The following is a 24,630-nucleotide window of genomic DNA, read 5'->3' as shown; positions in this document are numbered from 1 at the left end:
CACGACGCCAGACGCGAAACTGAAATCTTCTTCTATACTTAAGTCACTACGTGGTAGTGACTTTTTTATTGAGAAGAGGGCAAGGAATGAAAATTATTCTCTGGATTATTGCGATCATTTTCATCGTCGGCCTGCTGACGATTACGGGCGTATTTAAGCTCATTTTCTGATCGAAGGCAGACAGGGTGTGACTGCACTGTTTCAAAACACGGGGTCAGCGACAGGCTGGCCCCGTTCTTTTTGCCTGGCGATCGTCTCCGGCCAGCCTTGAGGACCCTTTCTCAGCCGATCGGTCGCAGGTATCATGCGCATTCAGGCGCTTGTGGCAAACGGCGCAGACGGCACCGTGCTGTTCTTCGTTATTACCCACAGATGTCGTAAATTTGAATTTGGTACTTCCGCATCTGCCACACCTTAGCATTTTCATCGCCTCTACTCTTCCTGAGCTGCATTGGATGAGAATTATCTTATCAAAAAATCCACAGAGATCTATAAATAATATTTATTAATCAAACCAGGGTGTTATTATATTTAACAGTTTGATTTATATTGTTTTTATTTATTAATACTGCTTTTGGTTAAGGCTGATCGGGATTGGAAACATCATTTTTTAAGTATTGTGATGATATTCATCAAGTTAACGTTTTCATCATCGATAATTCAATTCTGAAAGGTCAAATTAATCGCGCTTTTTGGAAAGTAGGTTCCTGATATTGGCGAATTTCCCTAATGTTATATTTCCGTAGGGCAATTATATTTTTTTATATCCTTATGTTATATAATATAAAAAAATAGAAAGCCCTGTTCACCTGTCAGACAGGCATCACTGATTAATGGGACGTTTAACTGTCTTATATATAATGATTAATCGAAGAAGTAATACTTTTTGTCAGTAATTCTGACAAACGACGCGGATGTTGCAGGTCGCTATCATCCAGGGAGCAGTGAAACATCGTGAATAAAAAAACAGCCTTAATTCTGTCGACATTGCTCGGTGGAATGACTTTGGGTCAAGCCCAGTCAGCAACGCTAATGAATGGCGTTGCCAGCACCTGGCATACCTTCAGTAATAATGTCAGCCAGACGTGGAACGAACCTCAAACGGTGGATCTCTATGTTCCCGCCATTACCTGGCATAACCGCTGGACCTATGACAAAGAGAAGACCGACCGCTACAATGAACGCCCCTGGGGCGCGGGCGGGGGCGTCTCTCGCTATGACGATAAGGGCAACTGGAACGGCATCTACCTGATGGCGTTTAAAGACTCCTACAACAAGTGGGAACCGATCGGCGGTTATGGCTGGGAAAAGACCTGGCGGCCGGTTAGTAATGCGGATTTTCGTCTGGGTTTAGGTTATACCGCTGGGGTAACAATGCGTGATAACTGGAACTATATTCCCATTCCGCTAGTCTTGCCTCTGGCATCTGTAGGCTATGGTCCGGCAACCTTTCAGATGACTTACATTCCAGGAACTTACAATAACGGCAACGTATATTTCGCCTGGTTACGCTGGCAGTTTTAACTGCCAGTAAGGGGGGGATAAAAATGACCTATGGTAAAAAAAGCGATATTTATCACTTTTTCGTCGTCGGCTACTGGACAAAAGCCGTGGCAATTGCTGTACTAACCCCCGACACAGTTTAGTGTCCATTTTTCATGTAAAGGTAATATAGATGTCTAAGATCAAAGGTAGCGTTAAGTGGTTTAATGAGTCCAAGGGATTCGGTTTCATTACTCCTGAAGATGGTAGCAAAGATGTGTTCGTTCACTTCTCTGCCATCCAGAGCAATGGTTTCAAAACTCTGGCTGAAGGTCAGCGCGTAGAGTTCGAAATCACCAACGGTGCCAAAGGCCCATCTGCTGCTAACGTTGCCGCTATTTAAGTTATCAGACAGAATTTTAAAAACCCGCCTGAAGGCGGGTTTTTTTTTGCTTCTGTTGCGCCAGAATTTTACGGCGTAAAATATTCTGCCAGCCAGAAGAGGGTCGCCGCGCCCGTGAGCAGGACGGCGACATATTCATTTCGGGTGCGGGGAAGGAGGTGCATGGCTATCATCTCTGCGGGTAGGATTCTCTTCAGTGTGCCGCAGCAGTATTAAGGAAACATTAAATTGTGCCGGGCGGATGAAAAATCGCCTCTTTTTTACACCAGTCAGCTTTTGTAACATGAGCCTGTGATCTGGCTCCTTGCCTGTACTGCCCTGTGGACGCTATAACTTCAGACAGGAAACTTCACCTGTTAACCCCTGCTGCTGGCATATTGCGGAGAATGACCCATGAATATTCGTCTGGCCGAATCGAAAGATGCCTTTGCCCTCAGCGCACTGTTAGCCGAGCTGGGGTACGCCGATACGGCACCGTTTATTGAGCGTCGCCTCGCCCAGCTGATGATTGATGAGACTGAACGCCTGCTGATTGCTGAACACGGTGATACGGTGCTGGGCTTTCTGTCGCTGCATTTTATCCCTCAGCTGGCCCTGGCCGGGGATTTTGCCCGTATCAGCTATTTCTGTATTGCGGAGGGGGAACGCAGTAAAGGTGCCGGCCAGCAGTTGCTGCAGCATGCTGAACAGCTGGCCCGCCAGCGTGCCTGCGACCGGATGGAAGTGCACTGTCACCAGCGCCGCGAAAAAGCGAATGCGTTCTACGCGCGTGAAGGCTACGATGAATCACCGCGTTACCACATCAAAGAGCTGAACTGAATGATGAAAGTGGCTTTGGGGCAGTTTGCCGTCAGTCGTGAATGGCAGGACAATGCCCGGACCTGCGTTGGACTGATGCAGCAGGCAGAGCAACAGGGTGCGCGGCTGCTGGTGCTGCCGGAGGCCGTGCTGGCAAGAGACATCACCGATCCCGATCTGGCGGTGAAGTCTGCTCAGGCACTGGATGGCCCCTTTCTCAGCCAGCTGCTGGCTGCCAGCGGCAAGAATAACCTGACCACCGTGCTGACTCTGCACGTGCCGGATGAGGGCGGACGGGTACGCAACGTGCTGGTCGCGATGCGTGGTGGCACCCTCCTTGCCCGCTATGACAAACTCCACCTCTACGATGCTTTTGCGGTCCAGGAGTCACGTAATGTAAGCCCTGGCGACAGCATCCCCCCGCTGATCGATGTGGATGGCCTGAAGGTCGGGCTGATGACCTGCTATGACATCCGTTTTCCTGAACTGGCACGTCGTCTGGTGCTGGACGGGGCCGATCTGCTGGTGTTACCGGCGGCATGGGTGCGTGGGCCGATGAAAGAGAAGCACTGGGAGGTGCTGATCACGGCGCGGGCGCTGGAAAATACCTGCTACGTGCTGGCTACCGGGGAGTGCGGGCCGCGCAATATTGGTCACAGTATGGTGGTAGACCCGCTCGGTGTTGCCATTGCCCAGGCGGCTGAGGGGCCGGCGCTGGTGCTTGCCGACGTTGACCCCGAACGTATTGCTGATGTTCGCCGTGCTCTTCCGGTGCTGGTTAACCGTCGTTTCGGGCGTCCTGAACTCTCCTGAACACCTTTTGTTACAGCTTGCGGTTGAATTGCCCTGCGAAGCGCGCGTTAATACTTCCCGGTGTGCTCGCGTAATCACGAGTATCGGTGGTCAGGTTAATTAAAGAAGGTAAGTATGGAAGGTATCAGTCTCGCCAAATTGCTGATCGTTGGCGCATTAATCGTCCTGTTATTCGGAACCAAAAAGCTGCGCACCCTGGGTGGGGACTTAGGTTCAGCCATCAAGGGGTTCAAAAAGGCGATGAATGATGACGACACTTCCGCCGCGCAAAAAATGGCGACAGAAGAAAAACCCGCCGGGCAGGTTACTCATAAAGAATGAGGCTGACCGCATAAAAAAACGGATGACGCTGTCATCCGTTTTTTTTTGGGCCGGGGCTGGCCGGCGGCGTATCACGATCTGTCAGATCGCAGAAGCTCTTTTATTTAACCTCTAACCCCTTCGCCTGCATATCGGCATGATAAGAGGAGCGCACAAACGGGCCACAGGCTGCATGAGTGAAGCCCATGTCCATTGCGGCCTCTTTCATTTCATCGAACTCAGCCGGGCTGACATAACGCTGTACCGGAAGATGGTGACGGCTTGGCGAGAGATACTGCCCCAGCGTCAGCATGGTGACACCGTGACGGCGCAGATCGCGCATGACTTCCACGATCTCCGCGTTGGTTTCGCCCAGGCCGACCATCAGGCCCGACTTGGTCGGGATGTCCGGGTGTGCTTCTTTAAAACGCTCCAGCAGCTTCAGTGACCAGTCATAGTTCGCGCCAGGACGGACCTGACGATACACGCGCGGCACGTTTTCCAGGTTGTGGTTAAACACATCCGGTGGTGTATCAATCAGGATTTCAAGGGCGCGATCCATACGACCGCGGAAGTCAGGGACCAGCGTTTCGATTTTAATCGCCGGGCTTTTCTCGCGGATCGCGCGGATACAGTCGGCAAAATGCTGTGCCCCCCCGTCGCGCAGATCGTCTCGGTCCACGGAGGTGATCACCACGTAGCGCAGCGCCATATCAGCAATAGTCTGTGCCAGCTTACCGGGTTCGTTCGCATCCGGGGTCATTGGACGACCGTGGGCCACATCGCAGAACGGGCAGCGACGCGTGCAGATGGCACCCAAAATCATAAAGGTTGCCGTACCGTGGTTGAAGCATTCAGCAAGGTTAGGGCAGGAGGCCTCTTCGCAAACGGAGTGCAGACCATTTTTACGCATCGCGGCTTTGATGCCCTGGATGCGGCTGGAATCAGCGGGAAGCTTAATACGCATCCACTCCGGCTTACGTAAGATCTCCGTGCGCTCGGTGACCACGGTTTTCACCGGGATCAGTGCCATTTTGTCTGCGTCGCGGTATTTAACACCGCGTTCCATCACGATAGGTTTACTCATATTCTTGCAGGTTCCAGGTTGGATTGCGGCAATCTGTAGGGTGCTAAAACAGCCGCGAACACTCAATGAGTTGGTGATTTTCAACTTTATTTGAAAAAGCGCAAAAAATTATATCACCTCCTTGCAACAGATTCAGCCTGCCTGAGCGAGAAAGCGTTACAGAATTGTAAATCAACATACCCCCGCCCTTATCTTAACGGCAGTTGGGTGTTTTCGCTCCAGGAAACGTCAGTTATTGCCAGCTGACTGGCAAAATTGGCAATCAGCAGGGGGCGCACATCGTCGGGGGTCACCCTGGGGGTAAGGGCCGACAGCTGCGTCATCTCCATCCCGGCATAACCGCAGGGATTAATACGCAGAAAGGGCGTTAAATCCATGTCGACATTCAGGGCCAGCCCGTGAAACGAGCAGCCGTGCCGGATACGTAACCCGAGCGAGCAGATTTTTTTATCGTCTACGTAGACGCCCGGCGCATCAGCCCGCGCGCTGGCGCTGACGGAAAAGCGAGCCAGAGTCGCGATCACGGTCTGTTCCAGAGCGGTAACCAGCTGACGCACACCGACCTTACGACGCTTCAGATTGATCATCACATACATCACCTGCTGACCGGGTCCGTGGTAGGTCACCTGACCACCGCGATCGCTCTGCATCACCGGAATATCGCCGGGCATCAGCAGATGTTCGCTTTTACCCGCCTGGCCCTGAGTAAAGACCGGCAGGTGTTCCACCAGCCAGATTTCGTCCGGCGTTTCATCATGACGCTGGTCGGTAAACTGGTGCATGGCGAGAGAGACAGGGGCCCAGGGCTGGATGCCAAGCTGGCGTACAATCAGGGTATGTTGAGACAAAACGGAGGATCCGGTTGGCTGAAGAGGGGAGCAGTATAACGTCGGTACAGGGCAAGAACCAGCCTGCCCCGCCCGACGTCAGGGTTACAGTACCATGCGGACAATTTCAATCTTGCCCAGCTCATCGTACAGGGTCTCTACCTGCTCGATGTGGGTTGCCGTAATGGTAATCGACACGGAGTGATAGTTGCCTTTACTGCTGGGCTTGACGTCCGGAGAGTAATCGCCTGGCGCATGGCGCTGTACGACTTCAACCACTTGATCGACCAGCTCCGGCTGTGCCAGACCCATCACTTTATAGGTAAAAGAGGTGGGGAATTCGAGCAGTTCTTTAAGATTGGTTTTCATAGGGACTCCGGTGACACAAACAAGTACTCCTGCCGCAGCAGGAGTTCACAGATACTAACAATATGGGGATATTTCAGGGATATTTCAAGTAGGGCCGATCTGGTGATCGGCCCTTCAGGCGGGTAGCGGTTCACGCGTCATACCGAGGGTGAACGGCGCTAAAAAACGGGGTGATCAACCAAACCAGTGGTGGAACATCAGTTTGATATAATCCACGATGCGACCAAAGAAACCGCCTTCCGGCATTGCGTTCAGCACCACCAGCGGGTGCTGCTCAATGGTTTTTCCATCCAGCTGGAAGTTAATGCTGCCCACTACCTGGTTTTTCTGCAGCGGAGCGTGCAGTTCGGTGTTGGTCAGGGTGTAGCTGGCTTTCAGATCTTTCATCCGGCCGCGCGGAATGGTCAGGAAGACATCTTTCTCAACGCCCAGCTGTACGCGGTCACTGTTACCGAACCAGACCGGCTCAGAGGCGAATTCTTTACCCGCCTTCAGGGGGGCAACAGTTTCAAAGAAGCGGAAGCCCCACGTCAGCAGTTTCTTACTTTCGGTTTCACGACCTTTGTAGGTGCGACCGCCCATTACCGCAGAGATCAGACGCATCTGGCCTTCGGTGGCTGAGGCGACCAGGTTATAACCGGCGGCTTCCGTGTGCCCGGTTTTGATGCCGTCGACATTCAGGCTGGTATCCCACAGCAGACCATTACGGTTCATCTGGCGGATATTATTGAAGGTAAACTCTTTTTCGTGGTAAACCGCATATTCGTCCGGTACGTCACGGATCAGCGCCCGGCCAATCAGCGCCATATCGCGCGGTGAGCTGTACTGACCTTCGGCATCCAGACCGTGGACCGTCTGGAAATGGGTGTTTTGCAGACCAAGCGCTTTTACGTAGTTATTCATCAGGCCCACGAACGCGTCCTGGCTGCCGGCGACATAATCAGCCATGGCTACGCAGGCATCGTTACCTGATTGCAGGACGATGCCGCGTGTCAGCTGTGACACTGGTACGCGGTCGCCGGGTTTCAGGAACATCAGCGATGAGCCCTTGAATACCGGATTACCGGTTGCCCAGGCGTCTTTCCCGACGGTGACGATATCATCCTGATGGATTTTACCGGCTTTAACCGCCTGGCCGATGACATAGCTGGTCATCATTTTCGTCAGGCTCGCCGGGTCACGGCGTGCATCGGCGTTTTTCTCAGCCAGCACCTTCCCTGAGTTGTAGTCGATCAGAACGTAGGCTTCAGCATCAATCTCCGGCACGCCGGGGATCATGGTTTTGATGTTCAGGTCGTCAGCATAGGCGACAACGTTGAGGCTGAGGGCGATAAGCGTGCCTGTGGTCAGGCGTTTGAGCAGTCGGGATGGCTTGAGAGTGTTCATGTAAGGACGACAACATCCATGGGCTAGGTTAAAAAAGTGACTCACTATAGCAAAATCATCCAGCCGGGACCCGCCTAAATCAGGGGGGCCACAGAGAATTACATTGAGCCAGGTGCGACGGTAATAAACGATTGTTGCTGCGCTTCGCTTGCCAGGCGCTGCTGTAATGCGGCAGCCTGCTGGCGGGAGGTGAAGCGACCCAACTGTACGCGGTAAACGTTACCGCTGCTCTCGACGGAGCCCGGCACGCCAAACTGCTTACCCAGGCTGGTGGCCAGCGCCTGTGCGCGTGGGCCGTCTTTCAGGGCTCCGACCTGCACCACATAGTTGCCGCCGGTACTGCTGGCCGCAGGTTGTGATACAGCGGCAGGGGCGGAAACCGCTGCAGCACTGGCGGCGGCGGGTGCGGCTGATACCGGCTCACTGCTTTCCAGTACGCCACCCGGTAAGGGCTGTGCTGCGCCGAGGAAGCCACTGCTGCGCACCGGAGCACCGGTGGAACTGTCACCCCCGGTCAGCGTGCTGTTATCCACCGGGCGCGTCGATTGCTGGTCGGTTTCCTGCGGCTGAGGGCTGGAATACTGTACCGGCTGTGATGACATGGACGGTGCTGCTGCTGCACCGCCGCCCATCACCGCCATACCCCCGCCAATGTCCGGGCGGGCGGGCAGGGCATAGCTCTGCTTCGCGACGGTGGTACCGATGGTACCCGGGCCCGACAGGGTTCCGTCCGGTGCCACATTAATATAATCGATGCGGACTTTACTGTTGTTCGAGATATTCAGGCGGTCGCCCGCGGCGCGCGACAGATCGATAATGCGGCCCGGGGTATAAGGGCCGCGATCGTTGACACGCACCACAATCATACGACCATTGGCGATATTGGTAACGCGAACATAGCTGGGCAGCGGCAGGGTGGGATGCGCGGCGGTCATGGCGTTCGGATCGAAAGTTTCACCGGTTGCGGTGCGGTTGCCGTTGGCTTCTTCACCGTACCAGGCGGCCAGGCCAACCTGGCTGAAGTTGGACGGATCTTTGACAATTTTATAATTTTTGCCGTTCACCGAGTAATCCTGGTTAGTCCCGGGATTAACGGGTTCATAGCGCGGCTCTGCCCCGCCGATTTCGACAACCGGGCCATTATAGGCCGCCTGCTGCTGGGTGACAGGCGCTTGCTGGTCGCTGTCAGTAGTACAGGCTGCCAGCATCGCTGACGCCAGGGCAATCCAAAGCCAATCCTTACGCATGTGTGTGCCTCTTAAACGCTCTTCGACAACAGTTTTCGATGGGTGTGAATCGACATAATGATCCCGAACCCGGCCATCAGAACGATCAGCGCGGAACCCCCGTAACTGACCAGCGGTAACGGTACCCCAACCACCGGCAAAATGCCGCTGACCATACCGATGTTTACGAAGACATAAACAAAGAAGATCAGCATCATGCCACCGGCCATCACGCGCCCAAAGGTTGTCTGCGCGCGGGCGGCCATGGTCAGGCCGCGCATAATCAGAAGCACGTAGAGTATCAGCAGAACCAGCACGCCGACTAATCCTAATTCTTCTGCCAGGACGGCAAAAATAAAGTCGGTGTGGCGCTCGGGCAGGAACTCAAGCTGCGACTGCGTGCCGTGCAGCCAGCCTTTACCGCGCAGCCCTCCGGAGCCAATGGCAATCTTCGACTGAATGATATGATAGCCAGCGCCCAGCGGGTCGCTTTCCGGATCGAGCAGCATCATCACGCGGTCACGCTGATAGTCATGCATCAGGAAGAACCACAGGATCGGAATAAAAGCGGCCACCAGCAGCACGGCGACGGCGATCAGCTTCCAGCTCATGCCGGACAGGAACAGCACAAACAGCCCTGAGGCAGCGATCAGAATAGAAGTCCCGAGGTCGGGCTGAGCGGCCACCAGCAGGGTCGGCATAAAGATCAGTACCAGAGCGATACCGGTGTTTTTCAACGTCGGTGGACAGACATCGCGGTTGATAAACCGCGCGACCATCAGCGGTACGGCAATTTTGGCAATCTCGGACGGCTGAAAACGGACGACGCCCAGATCAAGCCAGCGCTGTGCCCCTTTACTGATATGGCCAAAGGCATCAACGGCAATCAGTAAGATTACACAAATAATGTACAGATAGGGTGCCCAGCCTTCATAGACGCGCGGTGGGATCTGCGCCATGACCAGCATGACGATCACCCCCATGGCAATCTGTCCCAGCTTACGCTCCATCATGCCCGGATCCTGGCCGCTGGCGCTCCACATCACCAGCGCGCTGTAAACTAACAGCGCGGTGATGATCAGACAAAACAGGGGATCAATATGGATTCGTGTCCAGATTGTCTTTTTCTGATGGCTATCATTCATAACCGGTTATTCACCTTCATAGCCTGGCGGCGTGGGGGCAGCGTCAGGCAGGTTAGTATTGTTATCGCCAAGGATAATATGGTCGAGGATTTGGCGCATGATGGTGCCGACTGCCGGTCCTGCGCCGCCATTTTCAAGAATGATACTGACGGCCACGCGCGGGTGGTCATAAGGGGCAAAGGCTGTCATCAGCTTATGATCGCGCAGACGTTCGGTCAGTTTGTGGGCATTGTAGGTCTCGTTGGCTTTCAGACCAAATACCTGTGCCGTACCGGACTTGGCGGCGATTTTATATGGCGCATCTTCGAAGCTTTTACGTGCCGTACCGTTCGGACGGTTGGCCACGCCGTACATCCCGTCTTTGGCAATTTCCCAGTAACCAGTATGAATGTCGGCGATAGGGGCGCTCTGTGGCTGACGCCACGGCACTTTCACTCCGCCCTGCATCGTATCCATCATCAGGTGCGGGGTTTTGATCACCCCATCGTTAATCAGGATCATCAGCGCTTTGTTCATTTGTACCGGCGTCGCTGTCCAGTAGCCCTGGCCGATGCCTACCGGGATGGTGTCCCCCTGATACCAGGGTTTCTTAAAGCGCTTCATTTTCCACTCGCGGGTCGGCATGTTGCCCGGTGTTTCTTCGATCAGATCGATGCCCGTCAGATGCCCGTAGCCAAACTTGGTCATCCATTCGCTCAGGCGGTCAATGCCCATATCATAGGCGACCTGGTAGAAGAAGGTATCCGCTGATTCTTCAAGGGACTTGGTGACATTCAGGCGGCCATGCCCCCAGCGTTTCCAGTCGCGGAAGCGCTTCTCTGAACCGGGAAGCTGCCACCAGCCGGGATCGAACAGCGAGGTATTGCGAGTGATCACCCCTGCGGTCAGCGCCGATACCGCAATGTAAGGCTTAACCGTGGAGGCCGGTGGATAGGCCCCCTGGGTGGCGCGGTTAATCAGCGGACGGTTTTCATCATGCAGCAGGCCGTTGTAGTCCTTGCTGGAGATCCCATCGACAAAGAGGTTAGGATCGTAGCTGGGCATGGAAACCATCGCCAGAATTTCACCATTACGCGGGTCGGTGACCACCACCGCCGCACGGCTGCCGGTCAGCAGGGTTTCAATGTACTGCTGCAGCTTCAGGTCAATCGTCAGATAGATATCGCGACCGGCCTGGGGCGACTGTTCATGCAGCTGGCGGATCACGCGGCCCCGGTTATTGACTTCCACCTCTTCATAACCGGTTTTACCGTGCAGCACATCTTCGTAATAGCGTTCGATGCCCAGCTTACCGATATCATGGGTCGCCGCGTAATTGGGCCACTTGCCTTCTTTATCCAGACGCTCAACATCGCGGTCATTAATCTTGGAGACATAGCCCAGAACGTGGGTGAGCGCCGAGCCATAAGGGTAGTAACGTCGCTGATAGCCTTTAACTTCAACGCCGGGGAAACGGTACTGATTGACGGCGAAACGCGCTACCTGAACGTCGTTCAGGCTGGTTTTCACGGCAATCGAGGTAAAGCGGCGCGAGCGTTTGCGCTCTTTTTGAAATGCGTCGATATCTTCATCGGTCAGATCGACAATCGGTTTCAGCTCCTGCAGTGTTTTTTGCAGGTTATCCACTTTTTCCGGCATCAGCTCAAGCTGATAAATGGTGCGGTTAAGCGCCAGCGGAATGCCGTTACGATCGTAGATAATGCCACGGCTGGGCGCGACAGGAACCAGTTTAATACGGTTCTCGTTAGAGCGGGTTCTGTAGTCGTCAAAGCGAACGATTTGCAGGTGGTAAAGATTTGCTACCAGTACACCGGAGAGCACAATAATGCCAAAAAATGCGATCAGAGCCCGGCGAACAAACAGCGTCTGCTCGGCGGTGTAGTCACGAAAGGAGTTACGTTGTAATTTCATCCGCTGCTTTGTCTGTCCGGTTAACCTTATCTGCTATTCGCGATGATAAGGATGATTCGCAGTAATGCTCCATGCACGATACAAACTCTCTGCAACCAATACGCGTACCAGCGGATGGGGCAGGGTCAGCGCTGAGAGTGACCAGCTTTGTTCCGCCGCGGCCTTGCAGGCGGGTGACAGGCCTTCCGGACCGCCAATAAACAGGCTGACATCCCGGCCATCCTGCTTCCAGCGCTCCAACTGGCTGGCAAGCTGCGGGGTTTCCCACGGCTGGCCCGGTATATCCAGCGTCACGATGCGATTGCCTTTACCTGCGGCTGCCAGCATCATTTCGCCTTCTTTTTCCAGAATGCGTTTGATATCCGCATTCTTACCGCGTTTTCCGGCGGGGACTTCAACCAGTTCAAATGGCATATCTTTTGGAAAACGACGCAGATATTCCATAAATCCTGTTTGTACCCAGTCAGGCATTTTCGTGCCGACGGCGACCAGTTGCAGCTTCACGGCTTAACTCCAGAGCTTTTCCAGTTCGTAGAGCTTACGGCTCTCTGCTTCCATGACGTGAACGATTACTTCACCGAGGTCAACGACCACCCAGTCACTTGGGGCACGGCTGTTAACACGGAATGCGTCCAGACCGATCAGCTTGGCTTCCTGGACCACGTGTTCTGCAATGGAAACCAGATGACGCGTTGAGGTACCGGTGCAGATAATCATGCAGCTGGTGATGCTGGATTTGCCCTGGACGTCGATAGCGACGATATCCTGCGCTTTTAAATCGTCACATTTATCAATGACGAAGTCTTGGAGTGCTTGACCTTGCAAAAGGTTCCCCCTTGGGATTTAAGTCTGAAGTTATCGCATATCCACCAGTAAAGCGGTGTCGACAACCGTAACAGTGTGTGTTTGCGGGCCTGAAACCCGGAAAAATTAGCGGCGCAGTATATCACGCTGTTAACACTTCCGATATAAACCCTCGCGATCGATATAATCGCTAACGGCCTCAGGCAATAAATCAGCGTCAGAGAGACCCTGATGGCGGCGGGCGCGGATCTCGGTCGCAGAGATATTGAGCAGCGGTGTCTGCGCCAGGAATATTTTACCGGCCGGGGCGTGCTGCAACGCCTGCGGGTGCTGCGCAAGATGACGGTCCAGCCAGTTCTGCAGCGCGGGCGTTTCCATCTGACTGGGGTAACCGGGGCGCTGGCAGACCAGCAGGTGACACAGCGACAGCAAATCCTGCCAGCGGTGCCACTTATGTAAGGTTAGCAGGGAGTCCTGGCCGATGATAAACGCCAGCGGCTGGGCGGCTCCGCGTTCTGCGCGTACGGCAGCCAGTGTCTCAATAGTGTATGACGGGGTCTTGCGCTGCATTTCCCTCAGATCCAGGTCAAACAGCGGACGCCCGGCGATAGCCAGTTTCACCATGGCCACCCGCTGTGCCGGGGTTGCTTCGGGCTGGGGACGATGGGGGGGCACGTTATTAGGCAGCAGCGTAACCTTTGCCAGCCCGGTGGCCTGCGCAAGCGCTTCCACCGGCCGCAGATGACCGTAATGAATCGGATCAAAAGTGCCGCCAAACAGCGCGTGCAGCGCGGGACGGTCAGACATCACAGAAGCTCGCCGGGAAGGACGGATGGCATAATACCAGCGCCAGCGTTTCCAGTTCAGACCAGACGGACTGACCGTAATCCTGCTTCAGCGTCAGTTCAATCTGCATCAGTAGCCGCACGGCCTGGCTGAGCTGTGCCGCGCTCAGGCGCTGTAACGCATCGCTGAACAGCGTACGGCGGTTTTGCCACACGCGATGCTGATCAAACAGTGCGCGCAGGGGCGTTTGCGCCATCTGCCGCTGCAGCGTCACCAGCAGCAGCAGATCGCGCTGTAGCGTACGCATCAGGATCACCGGTTCGCTATCTTCCGAGTGCATCTGGCGCAGAATATGCAGCGCACGTTTACTCTTCCCGGCCAGCAGGGCATCGACCCAGTGATAGGGCGTGAAGTGAGCCGCATCGTTCACCGCCTGCTCCACGCGCGGCAGCGTCAGCTTGCCATCAGGCCACAGCAGCGACAGCCGCTCCAGCGCCTGAGACAGGGCAAGCAGATTACCTTCATAGCAGTAGCAGAGCAGCTGGTTCGCTGCATCATCCAGCGTTAACTGATTCTTTTTGGCACGTGCAGATACCCAGCGGGGCAGCTGGGCCTGCTCCGGCGTCTGGCATGGAACCACCGCACCCTGGGCGCTGAGGGCTTTATACCAGGCGCTGTTTTCCTGCGCTTTGGTCAGTTTCACCACGCGCAGGATCAGTAAAATATCGCTGTGCAGCAGCGTTGAGAGCGTCAGGAGCTGTTCGCTCATGGCTGCACTGGGGCCGCTGTCCGGCAAGGTCAGCTGTAGCGTCTGCCGGCTGGCGAACAGGCTCAGGGCCTGGCAGGTGGCAAAGATATCCTGCCAGTCGGTGCCGGTTTCCAGCGTGACGCTGAAGTGTTCGGTAAAGCCCTGCTGCTGGGCGGCAGCACGGATGGCATCCTGCGCTTCCTGCAGCAGCAGTGGTTCATTACCACTCAATAAATAGCAGGCGCGCAGCCCCTCACGGAGTTGCGCGCCGAGTTGCTCAGGGTAGATCCTGATCATCGTGTGTAAGAGCTGTCCGACATGCTGCCCGCGTCAGCGGGCATACGGTCAACCGCGGATGGCGTGCTGTCGAGCGTATTGATCGACGGATCGTCCTCAGCGGCATGGACGGTGAGCAGTTTACGCACCAGCTGTTGCACGGCCTGGGTGCGCATCTCATTAATGATGATCTGCTGCTCGGAGTCTTTCGCCAGGGCGGCCAGCGGGTTATCAAAGAATGAACGGTATACCGTGGCGCTGATCGGATAGATACCTTTATTCGGCACCAGCACCTGCGCGTTCACGGTCATCATCATGGAGTACTCCGCCGTTTTACCGTCCTGGAATATCGATGCCGTATCGCGTCCCTGCGTTGCCCCCATCAGACGCAGGGAAGGAATATCCTTGCGGTCACCCGGGTTATCGACAATAGTGACGTTATTCAGGCGCAGCTGTTCGCGTACGGCACGTGTGAGCGGTCCATACGGATCAGACGTGTCGAGGATCAGCGTTTTCATTTCCGGCGGCACCGAGGTGGTGCCGCGCAGATGATAACCACAACCGGCGGTGAACAACACCGCCAGGGTAAGTAACACAGAGACTATCGGATGTCGCACAATTCCTCCTGACATCAACCGACGACCAGGTTAAGCAGCTTGCCCGGTACGTAAATCACTTTACGAATGGTGACGCCGTCGAGATATTTGGCCACCAGATGCTCCTGCGCAGCGCGAGCCTGCACCTGTTCCTGATTAGCGTCAGCCGCGACGGTGATTTTACCGCGCACTTTACCGTTAACCTGTACCACGACCAGCAATGAATCTTCTACCATTGCGGCGTCATCCGCCTGAGGCCATGGGGCATTATCGATATCACCTGCTCCACCCAGCGACTGCCACAGGACGAAGCAGGCATGCGGAGTGAACGGGTTCAGCATGCGTACCACGGCCAGCAAGGCTTCCTGCATCAGCGCACGATCCTGCTCGCTCTCCTGCGGAGCGCGAGCCAGTTTGTTCATCAGCTCCATAATCGCCGCAATGGCGGTGTTAAAGGTCTGACGGCGGCCGATATCATCGGACACCTTGCTAATGGTTTTATGCAGATCGCGACGCAGATTTTTCTGATCGTCAGTCAGTGCATCGACGTCGAGGGCGACAGTTGCGCCTTTCTGCGTGTGTTCAAAGGCCAGTTTCCAGACGCGCTTCAGGAAGCGGTTTGCCCCTTCGACACCGGACTCCTGCCATTCCAGCGTCATTTCTGCTGGCGAAGCAAACATCATAAACAGACGTACGGTATCGGCACCGTAGCGTTCAACCATAATCTGCGGGTCGATGCCGTTGTTTTTCGACTTCGACATTTTGCTCATACCCGCGTACACCAGCTCGTGTCCGGCAGCGTCGCTGGCTTTAACGATACGGCCTTTTTCATCCCGCTCTACGGTCACATCAACTGGCGATACCCAGTTGCGCTCACCGCTGGCACCCAGATAGTAGAAGGCATCTGCCAGCACCATTCCCTGACAAAGCAGGCGTTTTGCCGGCTCGTCCGAGTTCACCAGGCCTGCGTCGCGCAGCAGCTTGTGGAAGAAGCGGAAGTAGAGCAGGTGCATGATGGCGTGCTCGATGCCGCCAACATACTGATCCACGGGCAGCCAGTAGTTAGCCGCTGCCGGGTCAAGCATCCCTTTATCATAGTCCGGGCAGGTATAACGTGCGTAATACCATGAGGATTCCATAAAGGTATCAAAGGTATCCGTCTCACGCAGTGCTGGCTGACCGTTAACGGTCGTTTTAGCCCACTCAGGGTCGGCTTTAATCGGGCTGGTGATGCCATCCATGACCACATCTTCCGGCAGGATCACCGGCAGCTGATCTTCCGGGGTAGGCATGACGGTACCATCTTCCAGCGTGACCATGGGAATAGGTGCGCCCCAGTAACGCTGGCGTGAAACACCCCAGTCGCGCAGACGATAGTTAACTTTGCGTTCGCCCACGCCAATATCGGCCAGCTTAGTGGCAATGGCATTGAAGCCCTCTTCATAGGACAGACCGTCAAACTCGCCGGAGTTAAACAGCGTGCCTTTTTCCGTCATTGCGGCTTCGCTCAGATCCGGTGCGCTGCCATCGGCGGTCAGGATCACCGGTTTGATCTGCAAATCGTATTTGGTGGCGAACTCCCAGTCGCGCTGGTCATGACCTGGAACGGCCATAACGGCACCGGTGCCGTATTCCATCAGCACGAAGTTGGCGACCCAGACCGGTACGTCTTCGCCGGTCAGCGGGTGTTTTGCAAACAGGCCGGTGGCCATGCCTTTTTTCTCCATCGTGGCCATTTCGGCTTCGGCCACTTTGGTATTACGGCATTCGGCGATAAAGTCGGCCAGGGCCGGATGGGTCGCTGCGGCCTGGGCTGCCAGCGGGTGTCCTGCGGCTACCGCGAGGTAGGTCACACCCATAAAGGTGTCAGGGCGTGTGGTATAAACACGCAGTTTTTCCTGGCTGTTGTTGACGTTAAACTCGATTTCCACCCCTTCAGAGCGGCCAATCCAGTTGCGCTGCATGGTTTTAACCTGCTCAGGCCAGCTTTCCAGCGTGTCGAGGTCATTCAGCAGTTCGTCGGCGTAATCAGTAATTTTGACGAACCACTGGGGGATCTCTTTGCGTTCAACTTTGGTGTCACAGCGCCAGCAGCAGCCATCGATCACCTGCTCGTTCGCCAGTACGGTCAAATCGTGCGGACACCAGTTCACCGCAGAGGTCTTTTTGTAGACCAGGCCTTTTTCATACAGCCGGGTGAAGAACCACTGCTCCCAGCGATAGTATTCTGGTTGGCAGGTGGCCAGTTCACGGTTCCAGTCATACCCGAAGCCCAGCAGCTTAAGCTGGTTCTTCATGTAGTCGATATTGGAATAGGTCCAGGGTGCCGGGGCTGTGTTGTTTTTCACCGCCGCCCCTTCAGCCGGCAGGCCGAAGGCATCCCAGCCGATTGGCTGTAAGACGTTTTTACCCAGCATGCGCTGGTAGCGTGAGATGACATCGCCAATAGTATAGTTGCGCACGTGGCCCATGTGCAGGCGGCCAGAAGGATAGGGCAGCATGGAGAGGCAGTAATACTTCTCTTTACCTTCGTCTTCGGTCACTTTGAACGTTTGCTTATCATCCCATTGCTGCTGGACATGGGATTCTATCTCTTCCGGGCGATATTGCTCTTGCATAGTAGCCAGTGGTCCTTTGTATAAATTTTTTTTCGTGTTCGATCAGATCCGCATAGCATAGCTGATCCGCACCCGGCGCAACAACAGTAAGCGTCCTGCCGGAGGGCATTTCTCTGTAAGCTGTAATCGGGGCGGCAATTTTTAGCGCGAAAACACGGAAGTTTTTCAGTTACAACTAGAATGAGAAGAAACGCGTTCGTTATCAATAAGGAGAGTCTATGAACAAGGTTGCTCAGTATTATCGTGAGCTGGTGTCTTCCCTGACCCAACGCATTGAACGCGGGGAGCGGGATATTGATGCCCTGGTGGAGAGTGCCCGCCAGAGAATGAATAACCGGGGTGAGTTAACAAAAAACGAAATTGATGATGTCAGCCGTGCCGTACGCCGTGACCTTGAAGAGTTTGCGCGCAGCTATGCGGAAAATCAGGAAGAACTCAGCGATAGCGTGTTTATGCGGGTGATCCGCCAGAGCATCTGGAAAGAACTGGCTGATATTACGGATAAAAGTCAGCTGGAGTGGCGTGAGGTTTTCCAGGATCTGAATCATCACGGTGTCTATCAAAGCGGGGAAGTGGTGGGGCTGGGGAATCTGGTGTGTGAGCATTGTCAGTTTACCCGGGCGATCTACACGCCAGAAGTCCTGACACGCTGTCCGGAATGCAACCACGATCAGTTTGTCCGGCAGCCGTTTGAGCCTTGATATATCTTCTGATACAGGAGCAGATTTTTGTTGCCGTCCCTGTTATGGCGACAGGGACGGTTCCGTTTGATGGCGGTGCAGCGGCGGACCCTCTGTTTCGGTCCGCCCGCTCATGCGCCAGAGAGGAATTAATGCAGGATTTTGGCGAGGAAGTCTTTGGCACGTTCAGACTGAGGATTGTTAAAGAAATCGTCTTTCGGTGAGTCCTCCACAATCTTCCCTTCATCCATAAAGATCACCCGGTTAGCAACTTTACGCGCAAAGCCCATTTCGTGTGTCACCACCATCATGGTCATCCCTTCATTCGCCAGTTCAACCATCACGTCAAGGACCTCGTTGATCATCTCCGGGTCAAGAGCGGAGGTCGGTTCGTCGAACAGCATGGCGATAGGATCCATGCACAGCGCGCGGGCAATGGCCACTCGCTGCTGCTGACCGCCGGATAGCTGGCCCGGGAACTTATTGGCATGGGCGCTCAGGCCCACGCGCTCCAGCAGCTTGAGGCCTTTCTGCCGCGCTTCCTCTTTGTCACGCTTTAGCACTTTCACCTGTGCCAGCGTCAGGTTTTCAACAATGGACAGATGCGGAAACAGCTCGAAATGCTGGAACACCATGCCGACTTTAGAGCGGAGTTGGGCGAGGTTGGTCTTCTTGTCGTTGACCGGTGTGCCGTTCACTTCAATCTGCCCTTTCTGGATGGGCTCAAGACCATTTACCGTTTTTATCAGTGTCGACTTTCCGGAACCTGAAGGACCGCATACCACCACCACTTCACCTTTTTTAACTTCGGTTGAGCAGTCGGTCAGCACCTGAAAGTGACCATACCACTTAGAAACATTTTTCAGGGTAATCATTTAAGCAGTCCTTTTTTTCTTTAAATAGCTGACCAACAGCGAAGCGCTAAGGCTGATAACGAAGTAAATTGCACCGGCGAACAGCACCATTTCAATCTCAGTACCGTTATTGACGCCAATGGTATCGGCAGTACGGAAAAAGTCCGCCAGGCTCAGGACATACACCAGAGAGGTGTCCTGGAACAGGACGATGCCCTGGGTCAGCAGCAGCGGGACCATGGCACGAAACGCCTGCGGTAGAATGATCAGGCGCATGGACTGCCATTGGGTCATTCCCAGCGCCAGCGCGGCGCTGCCCTGGCCACGGGCAATACTTAAGATCCCTGCGCGGATAATTTCCGAATAATAGGCGGCCTCAAACAGCGAGAAGGCGACCATCGCAGAAATCAGGCGAATATCCGTTTTTGGCGATAACCCCAACACCTGCTGCAGGAAACTCGGCACCACCAGATAGAACCACAGCAGCACCATCACTAAAGGCACCGAACGGAAGAGGTTGACATAAATCTTGGCAAACCAGCTGATGGGCTTGAAGGTGGAGAGGCGCATGACCGCCAGCAGCGTGCCCCAGATGATGCCGAAGATTACCGCGGTAACGGTAATCTTTAGCGTAACGACCATACCCGCCCACAGGTAGGGGAGGTTGGGGACGATAGTACTCCAGTCAAATTCGTACATTATTTGCCCCCCGGCAGTCGGACTTTACGTTCTACCAGCCCCATCAGCACCATAATCACCGCATTGATGGCGATATAGGCGAGGGTAATGGCCGTGAACGATTCATAAGCATGCGCAGAATAGTCGAGCAGCTTGCTCGCCTGAGCGGCCATATCCACCAAGCCTATGGTGGACGCGATGGCTGAGTTTTTCACCAGGTTAAGCATTTCCGAGGTCATCGGCGGCACAATCACCCGGTAGGCATTGGGCAGTAACACATAACGATAGGTTTGTGGCAACGTCAGCCCCATCGCCAGACCCGCATTTTTCTGACCACTTGGCAGTGACTGAATGGCGGCACGAACCTGTTCACATACGCGGGCAGCGGTAAACAGGCCAAGGCACAGAACAGAGCAGGTGAAGAACTGGATATTGGGATCGATTTCCGATTTGAACCACATGCCAAGACCTTCTGGCAACAGTTCCGGCACCACCAGATACCAGATAAAGAATTGCACGATCAGCGGTACGTTACGGAACAGCTCAACATAACAGGTTCCCAGACCGGCAAGCAGACGGTTGGGAACGGTACGTAAAATACCGAACAGGGAACCGACTAACAGGGCGATAATCCAGGCACAAACGGAGACGGCAATGGTGACCTGAAAGCCGGACCACAGCCAACCGAGATAGGTTGTATTACCGAACGGGGCCTCTTGCAGGAATATTCCCCAGTTCCAATCAATAGACATAAAACACTCCGGTAAAAAAAGGGTAGCGACCGCTACCCTGAAGATTGATGAAAGGCTCTGCTGTGCTCCCCGGGGAACGACCGGTTTACACCTTCGTCAGGCACCAGAGCTTAAGCGCTGTCCGCCTGACTGTGTCTGTCCGAGCCTGTGTTCAGCAATCATGGGGCAGCGAAGGCTGCCCCTGTTTCTCGTTATTAATTCATTGCCTTGTCGTTCGGCGATTTGAACAGGGCTTTCATATCGTCAGAAAGATCGAAATCCATGGTCATATTTTTAGGAGGGATGGGCTGCTTGAACCATTTGTCGAACCATTTAGCTGCTTCGCCGGAGGTTTGCGCCTGCGCAATGGTGTCGTCCATCAACTTTTTAAAGTCGCCGTCGCCTTTGCGCAGCATACAGCCATAGGCTTCATGAGACTGTGGTGTGCCGAGAATTTCCCAGTTCGCGGGTTTCTTGGCTTTAGCTCGTTCACCGGCCAGCAGAGCATCATCCATCATAAAGGCCACGGCACGGCCGCTTTCCAGCGTACGGAAGGAATCCCCGTGATCTTTAGCGCTGATGATGCGCATGCCCATTTTTTTCTCATCGTTCAGCTTGTTCAGCAGAATTTCAGACGTTGTCCCTGAGGTTACCACGACACTTTTGCCTTTAAGGTCGCCGAAGTCTTTGATCGCACCGCCTTTCTTCACCAGCAGACGCGTACCGACCACAAAGATGCTGTCAGAGAAGCTGGCCTGTTTCTGGCGTTCCAGATTGTTGGTGGTGGAGCCACACTCAAAATCGTAGGTGCCGTTCTGTAACAGCGGGATACGGTTCTGAGAGGTAATCGGCAGCATTTTTACCTGCAGATCGGGTTTATTCAGTTTTTTCTTGATCGCGTCAACAATCGCGTTGGAGTAATCCTGGGAGTAGCCCACAACTTTCTGCTGATTGTCGTAATAGGAGAACGGGACGGAGGATTCACGGTGGCCAACGACGATCACGCCGTTTTTGGCAATTTTTTCCAGGGTAGATGCCTGCTGCTGCGGTGCAGCATCCTCAGCCTGAGCGATACCAGAGGCGAATCCTGCCAGTGCAAGGCAAAGCCCCAGTTTCCGTAATTTCATGTTCCAACTCCTTTGCAGTAGTGGCGTGAAATAAAGCAACGCCGACGTGATGTGATGTGTGTATATCCTGCTATTTTTCTGTTTTATTCAAAATTAAAGCGGGTGCCATTCCCCAATAACATAGCTGAATGTTAATGGCATGAAACGAAAAAGTTTCTTTTTTGCGATGTACCCCGCACCAATCAGGTGCGGTTTTTTAGCAATGCTCCGCTAAGGGGCAATAAATGCGCCATGACGGGGCATGAATCTTTTCGTAACGACTTGATACGGGAGTGCCACACGCTTACACGGAAATATTTTGCAATCATCGTGCCAACGGCGGTCTTTAAGAAGAAGTGCAGCATAAGCTGTGGCGGAAAGAGAACGGGATCGGGGAGAATTATTGCCGATACTGGCGCATGGGAAGGTCTTTTTCGCACCAGAGGCTGAACGTTTCCGGTCAGTGCGCAGCGGGGCAGCAGAGGTCGGCCAGAGAACAGGCCGACCTCTTCAGGCTACCTGCGGCGTGAACGCCAGGTGCAGAACACGCCGGCAATGGCGAACACGAAGGAAATGCCCCAGATCCCCCAGTTGCCTGCGCGGGCATAAGGAGTCAGCCCGCTGGTTGGGGTCACTTTGGCTGACAGCACCTCCGCTTTGAACTGCGGAATGATGCGAGCGATATTCCCTCGGGCATCTACCACCGCCGTCACGCCATTGTTGGTGCTGCGCAGCAGGGGACGGCCCAGTTCCAGCGCTCGCATCTGCGCCATCTGCAGGTGCTGCCACGGACCGATAGAGTGACCAAACCACGCATCGTTCGAGATCGTCAGCAGGAAGTTGGTGTCCGGTCTGAAGTTATCCCGCACCTGTTGCCCGAGGATAATCTCGTAACAGATGGCGGCAGTCAGGTTATAGCCTGCTACCTGAAGCTGCGGCTGCACATAGCCGCCCCGGCTGAAAGAGGACATCGGCAGGTCAAACAACGGGGCCAGTGGACGCAGTAGCGTTTCCAGCGGAACGAATTCACCAAACGGTACCAGATGATTCTTTTGGTAACGATTGTTGCCTAAGTAGCTGTAGGGCTGCGGACCGCCGAGCACAATAATCGAGTTGTAATCGTGGTAGCGATTGTCTTCCAGACGGGAGTCAACGATGCCGGTCACCAGGCTGCTGCCCGCCGCACGCAGTTGCTCATCCACCGCCTTAAGAAACGGTTGCTGGCGGGTTTCAAGGTCAGGAATGGCAGACTCTGGCCAGATGATAATCGGGGCTTTGCCGACAAACGGGCGGCTGAGGGCCGTATAGGTTTTCAGGGTATTGATCAGCTGATTCGGATCCCACTTCATCGACTGCTCAATATTACCCTGTACCAGCGCCACCTCAACGGTCCTGTCGGGTAAGGGCTGGAACCAGCTGATATAACGCAGGGGCCAGGGCAGTAACAGCAGCATGAGCGCCGCTACGCCGGTGACCAGGCGGCGCTGCAGTACGGCATAAACGGCCAGTCCGGCAATGATCATCAGCAGGAAGGTGATGCCTTCCACTCCCACTATCGGGCCCAGGCCTTTTAGCGGACCGTTGATCTGACTGTAGCCAAACTGCAACCACGGGAAGCCGGTCAGTACCCAGCCGCGCAGGAACTCGGTGATTTGCCACAGCACCGGAGCCGCCAGCGCCAGACGTAGCAGCGAGGTTTTTGGCGTCAGGCGGTTCAGCAGTGTGGCAAACAGCAGTGTGTACAGCGACAGGTAGGCCGCCAGCAGTATCACCAGGAACACGTTGATCGGGCCTGGCATGCCGCCAAAGGTGGCGATGCTGACATACACCCAGTTGACGCCGCTGGCAAACAGGCCAAAGCCCCAGGCAAAGCCGATGGCGCTGGCCTGGCGGGTGGTACGGTTCAGGGTTAGCGCCTGTAAACCAAACAGGGACACCAGGGCCGCGGGCCAGACATCGTAAGGGGAGAAAGAAAGGGTGCCAATGGCACCCGTTATTAGCGCTAATAGCAGGCGAACCCGCTGGCGCTGGCACAATGACGCAATTGCCATAAATGAATTACTCTTCCAGAGTCGGTTGCGGCGAATTTTCCGGGATTTTGACGTGGACCTGAATAATACGACGGCTGTCTGCCATCGCTACTTTAAACTGGTAACCATCGATCTCAATACTTTCACCACGCGCGGGCAGGTGGCCGAAGCCCTGCATTACCAGGCCGCCGATGGTATCCACCTCTTCATCGCTGAAGTGGGTATTGAAGACCTCGTTAAAGTCTTCGATCGGCGTCAGGGCACGGATTGTGTAGGTATGGCGACTCAGCTGACGGATATCGCGATCTTCTTCATCGTCGTATTCGTCTTCAATTTCTCCGACAATCAGCTCAAGGATATCTTCAATCGTCACCAGGCCAGAGACACCGCCGAATTCGTCAATCACAATCGCCATATGATAGCGCTGTGAGCGAAACTCCTTCAGCATCCGGTCCACGCGCTTGCTTTCCGGCACCACCACCGCAGTGCGCAGCACCTTGTCCATGCTGAATGGCTCAGATCCACTGCTCATAAACGGCAGCAGATCTTTGGCCATCAGGATGCCTTCAACATGGTCCTTGTCTTCGCTGATAACCGGGAAGCGTGAGTGTGCGGACTCAATAATGACCGCCAGGCACTCTTCCAGCGTCTGGTTACGCTTCAGCGTGACCATCTGGGAGCGGGGGATCATAATGTCCCTGACACGCTGCTCGGCGATATCCATCACCCCCTCCAGCATGTCCCGGGTGTCCGGGTCGATCAGATCATTCTGTTCTGAATCCCGGATCAACTCCAGCAGGTCATCGCGGTTCTTCGGCTCACCGTGGAACAACTGGTTGAGCATCAGCGTGAAAAATCCCTTTTTGCTACTGGGACTGTCATTGTTTTGTGAATGGTCATCGCTCATGGCGTTTTTGAGTTTGTCTCTCTATTAACAGAATCGGCTGCCCCGGAAGGGTCAAGGGCAGGCGGAGTG

26 protein-coding genes are annotated in these 24,630 nt (G+C 54.6%); 7 read left to right on the top strand and 19 right to left on the bottom strand.

Annotation, left to right across the window (positions count from 1 at the left end; translation table 11 throughout):
- The first annotated feature begins 86 nt into the window (after positions 1-86).
- From IFU29_RS22985 to tatE, 6 genes are all read left to right on the top strand, one after another.
- Complete coding sequence (locus IFU29_RS22985; protein ID WP_017346848.1) at positions 87-170, top strand: membrane protein; 84 nt, start codon at positions 87-89, stop codon at positions 168-170.
- A gap of 829 nt (positions 171-999) precedes the next feature.
- Positions 1,000-1,524, top strand: a complete 525-nt coding sequence (pagP, locus tag IFU29_RS08420) for a lipid IV(A) palmitoyltransferase PagP (RefSeq protein WP_191933512.1) — start codon at positions 1,000-1,002, stop codon at positions 1,522-1,524.
- 151 nt (positions 1,525-1,675) lie between these two features.
- Positions 1,676-1,885 (top strand): transcription antiterminator/RNA stability regulator CspE, encoded by a 210-nt coding sequence (gene cspE / locus IFU29_RS08415; protein ID WP_004156612.1) that lies wholly within the window; start codon positions 1,676-1,678, stop codon positions 1,883-1,885.
- A 393-nt stretch (positions 1,886-2,278) separates the two neighbouring features.
- Positions 2,279-2,704 carry a GNAT family N-acetyltransferase gene (locus IFU29_RS08410; RefSeq protein WP_191933511.1) on the top strand — a complete coding sequence of 142 codons (426 nt, stop codon included), beginning with the start codon at positions 2,279-2,281 and terminating at the stop codon, positions 2,702-2,704.
- Positions 2,705-2,707: 3 nt separating this feature from the next.
- A complete protein-coding gene (locus tag IFU29_RS08405) occupies positions 2,708-3,496 on the top strand; it encodes a deaminated glutathione amidase (RefSeq protein ID WP_191933666.1) in 789 nt (262 codons plus the stop codon).
- Positions 3,497-3,610: 114 nt separating this feature from the next.
- Positions 3,611-3,817 carry a twin-arginine translocase subunit TatE gene (gene tatE / locus IFU29_RS08400; protein WP_191933510.1) on the top strand — a complete coding sequence of 69 codons (207 nt, stop codon included), beginning with the start codon at positions 3,611-3,613 and terminating at the stop codon, positions 3,815-3,817.
- 100 nt (positions 3,818-3,917) lie between these two features.
- Here tatE and lipA read toward each other — a convergent pair whose 3' ends face one another.
- The 13 genes from lipA to leuS all read right to left on the bottom strand — a co-directional run bounded on the left by lipA (position 3,918) and on the right by leuS (position 17,575).
- On the bottom strand, positions 3,918-4,883 hold the full coding sequence (gene lipA, locus IFU29_RS08395) for a lipoyl synthase (protein WP_191933509.1): 966 nt from the start codon (positions 4,881-4,883) through the stop codon (positions 3,918-3,920).
- A gap of 188 nt (positions 4,884-5,071) precedes the next feature.
- Complete coding sequence (lipB, locus tag IFU29_RS08390) at positions 5,072-5,731, bottom strand: lipoyl(octanoyl) transferase LipB (RefSeq protein ID WP_191933508.1); 660 nt, start codon at positions 5,729-5,731, stop codon at positions 5,072-5,074.
- Positions 5,732-5,815: 84 nt separating this feature from the next.
- Complete coding sequence (gene ybeD, locus IFU29_RS08385) at positions 5,816-6,079, bottom strand: DUF493 family protein YbeD (RefSeq protein WP_062745316.1); 264 nt, start codon at positions 6,077-6,079, stop codon at positions 5,816-5,818.
- Between the two features lie 174 nt (positions 6,080-6,253).
- Positions 6,254-7,465, bottom strand: a complete 1,212-nt coding sequence (dacA, locus tag IFU29_RS08380; protein WP_191933507.1) for a D-alanyl-D-alanine carboxypeptidase DacA — start codon at positions 7,463-7,465, stop codon at positions 6,254-6,256.
- 98 nt (positions 7,466-7,563) lie between these two features.
- Positions 7,564-8,712, bottom strand: a complete 1,149-nt coding sequence (gene rlpA / locus IFU29_RS08375; protein WP_191933506.1) for an endolytic peptidoglycan transglycosylase RlpA — start codon at positions 8,710-8,712, stop codon at positions 7,564-7,566.
- A gap of 11 nt (positions 8,713-8,723) precedes the next feature.
- On the bottom strand, positions 8,724-9,836 hold the full coding sequence (gene mrdB, locus IFU29_RS08370; RefSeq protein WP_062745322.1) for a peptidoglycan glycosyltransferase MrdB: 1,113 nt from the start codon (positions 9,834-9,836) through the stop codon (positions 8,724-8,726).
- Between the two features lie 6 nt (positions 9,837-9,842).
- Complete coding sequence (gene mrdA, locus IFU29_RS08365; RefSeq protein ID WP_191933505.1) at positions 9,843-11,747, bottom strand: peptidoglycan DD-transpeptidase MrdA; 1,905 nt, start codon at positions 11,745-11,747, stop codon at positions 9,843-9,845.
- Between the two features lie 33 nt (positions 11,748-11,780).
- Positions 11,781-12,251, bottom strand: a complete 471-nt coding sequence (rlmH, locus tag IFU29_RS08360; RefSeq protein ID WP_062745326.1) for a 23S rRNA (pseudouridine(1915)-N(3))-methyltransferase RlmH — start codon at positions 12,249-12,251, stop codon at positions 11,781-11,783.
- Between the two features lie 3 nt (positions 12,252-12,254).
- Positions 12,255-12,572: a ribosome silencing factor gene (gene rsfS, locus IFU29_RS08355; RefSeq protein WP_191933504.1), complete on the bottom strand. Its 318-nt coding sequence runs from the start codon at positions 12,570-12,572 to the stop codon at positions 12,255-12,257.
- 129 nt (positions 12,573-12,701) lie between these two features.
- Entirely contained in the window at positions 12,702-13,358 is a 657-nt protein-coding gene (gene nadD / locus IFU29_RS08350) for a nicotinate-nucleotide adenylyltransferase (RefSeq protein WP_191933503.1), read from the bottom strand.
- Complete coding sequence (holA, locus tag IFU29_RS08345) at positions 13,351-14,382, bottom strand: DNA polymerase III subunit delta (RefSeq protein ID WP_191933502.1); 1,032 nt, start codon at positions 14,380-14,382, stop codon at positions 13,351-13,353. The genes nadD and holA overlap by 8 nt, the downstream gene beginning before the upstream one ends.
- A complete protein-coding gene (gene lptE, locus IFU29_RS08340; RefSeq protein ID WP_191933501.1) occupies positions 14,379-14,978 on the bottom strand; it encodes an LPS assembly lipoprotein LptE in 600 nt (199 codons plus the stop codon). Before lptE ends, holA begins: the two co-directional genes overlap by 4 nt.
- Before the next feature lie 14 nt (positions 14,979-14,992).
- Positions 14,993-17,575, bottom strand: coding sequence for a leucine--tRNA ligase (gene leuS, locus IFU29_RS08335; protein WP_191933500.1), 2,583 nt, complete (start codon positions 17,573-17,575; stop codon positions 14,993-14,995).
- A gap of 218 nt (positions 17,576-17,793) precedes the next feature.
- Between leuS and IFU29_RS08330 the strand changes: the two genes are divergently transcribed.
- Positions 17,794-18,276, top strand: a complete 483-nt coding sequence (locus IFU29_RS08330) for a zinc ribbon-containing protein (protein WP_191933499.1) — start codon at positions 17,794-17,796, stop codon at positions 18,274-18,276.
- Positions 18,277-18,404: 128 nt separating this feature from the next.
- On the opposite strand, the gene IFU29_RS08325 is transcribed toward IFU29_RS08330, so the two are convergent.
- The 6 genes from IFU29_RS08325 to corC all read right to left on the bottom strand — a co-directional run bounded on the left by IFU29_RS08325 (position 18,405) and on the right by corC (position 24,561).
- Positions 18,405-19,130 (bottom strand): amino acid ABC transporter ATP-binding protein, encoded by a 726-nt coding sequence (locus tag IFU29_RS08325; RefSeq protein WP_191933498.1) that lies wholly within the window; start codon positions 19,128-19,130, stop codon positions 18,405-18,407.
- A complete protein-coding gene (gene gltK, locus IFU29_RS08320; RefSeq protein ID WP_191933497.1) occupies positions 19,131-19,808 on the bottom strand; it encodes a glutamate/aspartate ABC transporter permease GltK in 678 nt (225 codons plus the stop codon).
- Positions 19,808-20,539: an amino acid ABC transporter permease gene (locus IFU29_RS08315; protein ID WP_191933496.1), complete on the bottom strand. Its 732-nt coding sequence runs from the start codon at positions 20,537-20,539 to the stop codon at positions 19,808-19,810. Before IFU29_RS08315 ends, gltK begins: the two co-directional genes overlap by 1 nt.
- A gap of 194 nt (positions 20,540-20,733) precedes the next feature.
- A complete protein-coding gene (locus tag IFU29_RS08310) occupies positions 20,734-21,645 on the bottom strand; it encodes an amino acid ABC transporter substrate-binding protein (RefSeq protein ID WP_191933495.1) in 912 nt (303 codons plus the stop codon).
- A gap of 494 nt (positions 21,646-22,139) precedes the next feature.
- Complete coding sequence (gene lnt / locus IFU29_RS08305) at positions 22,140-23,675, bottom strand: apolipoprotein N-acyltransferase (protein WP_191933494.1); 1,536 nt, start codon at positions 23,673-23,675, stop codon at positions 22,140-22,142.
- A gap of 7 nt (positions 23,676-23,682) precedes the next feature.
- The gene (gene corC, locus IFU29_RS08300) at positions 23,683-24,561 is read right to left on the bottom strand and encodes a CNNM family magnesium/cobalt transport protein CorC (RefSeq protein WP_191933493.1); all 879 of its coding nucleotides are present in this window, start codon (positions 24,559-24,561) and stop codon (positions 23,683-23,685) included.
- Positions 24,562-24,630 lie beyond the last annotated feature (69 nt).

Origin of the sequence: Erwinia persicina (assembly GCF_014838825.1) — a bacterium.
GTDB lineage: Bacteria > Pseudomonadota > Gammaproteobacteria > Enterobacterales > Enterobacteriaceae > Erwinia > Erwinia persicina_A.
The sequence above is the reverse complement of the archived record's forward strand: the minus strand, read 5'-3'. Positions and strand labels throughout refer to the sequence as shown.

Excerpts from the sequence above, each read along its gene's own strand:
- ybeD (WP_062745316.1), bottom strand. The coding sequence starts at position 6,079 with ATGAAAACCAATCTTAAAGAACTGCTCGAATTCCCCACCTCTTTTACC.
- IFU29_RS08325 (WP_191933498.1), bottom strand. The coding sequence starts at position 19,130 with ATGATTACCCTGAAAAATGTTTCTAAGTGGTATGGTCACTTTCAGGTG.
- IFU29_RS08405 (WP_191933666.1), top strand. The coding sequence starts at position 2,708 with ATGAAAGTGGCTTTGGGGCAGTTTGCCGTCAGTCGTGAATGGCAGGAC.
- holA (WP_191933502.1), bottom strand. The coding sequence starts at position 14,382 with ATGATCAGGATCTACCCTGAGCAACTCGGCGCGCAACTCCGTGAGGGG.
- nadD (WP_191933503.1), bottom strand. The coding sequence starts at position 13,358 with ATGTCTGACCGTCCCGCGCTGCACGCGCTGTTTGGCGGCACTTTTGAT.
- IFU29_RS08310 (WP_191933495.1), bottom strand. The coding sequence starts at position 21,645 with ATGAAATTACGGAAACTGGGGCTTTGCCTTGCACTGGCAGGATTCGCC.
- leuS (WP_191933500.1), bottom strand. The coding sequence starts at position 17,575 with ATGCAAGAGCAATATCGCCCGGAAGAGATAGAATCCCATGTCCAGCAG.
- mrdB (WP_062745322.1), bottom strand. The coding sequence starts at position 9,836 with ATGAATGATAGCCATCAGAAAAAGACAATCTGGACACGAATCCATATT.
- dacA (WP_191933507.1), bottom strand. The coding sequence starts at position 7,465 with ATGAACACTCTCAAGCCATCCCGACTGCTCAAACGCCTGACCACAGGC.
- lipA (WP_191933509.1), bottom strand. The coding sequence starts at position 4,883 with ATGAGTAAACCTATCGTGATGGAACGCGGTGTTAAATACCGCGACGCA.
- tatE (WP_191933510.1), top strand. The coding sequence starts at position 3,611 with ATGGAAGGTATCAGTCTCGCCAAATTGCTGATCGTTGGCGCATTAATC.
- IFU29_RS22985 (WP_017346848.1), top strand. The coding sequence starts at position 87 with ATGAAAATTATTCTCTGGATTATTGCGATCATTTTCATCGTCGGCCTG.
- IFU29_RS08410 (WP_191933511.1), top strand. The coding sequence starts at position 2,279 with ATGAATATTCGTCTGGCCGAATCGAAAGATGCCTTTGCCCTCAGCGCA.
- gltK (WP_191933497.1), bottom strand. The coding sequence starts at position 19,808 with ATGTACGAATTTGACTGGAGTACTATCGTCCCCAACCTCCCCTACCTG.
- lnt (WP_191933494.1), bottom strand. The coding sequence starts at position 23,675 with ATGGCAATTGCGTCATTGTGCCAGCGCCAGCGGGTTCGCCTGCTATTA.
- rlpA (WP_191933506.1), bottom strand. The coding sequence starts at position 8,712 with ATGCGTAAGGATTGGCTTTGGATTGCCCTGGCGTCAGCGATGCTGGCA.
- IFU29_RS08330 (WP_191933499.1), top strand. The coding sequence starts at position 17,794 with ATGAACAAGGTTGCTCAGTATTATCGTGAGCTGGTGTCTTCCCTGACC.
- IFU29_RS08315 (WP_191933496.1), bottom strand. The coding sequence starts at position 20,539 with ATGTCTATTGATTGGAACTGGGGAATATTCCTGCAAGAGGCCCCGTTC.
- corC (WP_191933493.1), bottom strand. The coding sequence starts at position 24,561 with ATGAGCGATGACCATTCACAAAACAATGACAGTCCCAGTAGCAAAAAG.
- mrdA (WP_191933505.1), bottom strand. The coding sequence starts at position 11,747 with ATGAAATTACAACGTAACTCCTTTCGTGACTACACCGCCGAGCAGACG.
- pagP (WP_191933512.1), top strand. The coding sequence starts at position 1,000 with ATGACTTTGGGTCAAGCCCAGTCAGCAACGCTAATGAATGGCGTTGCC.
- cspE (WP_004156612.1), top strand. The coding sequence starts at position 1,676 with ATGTCTAAGATCAAAGGTAGCGTTAAGTGGTTTAATGAGTCCAAGGGA.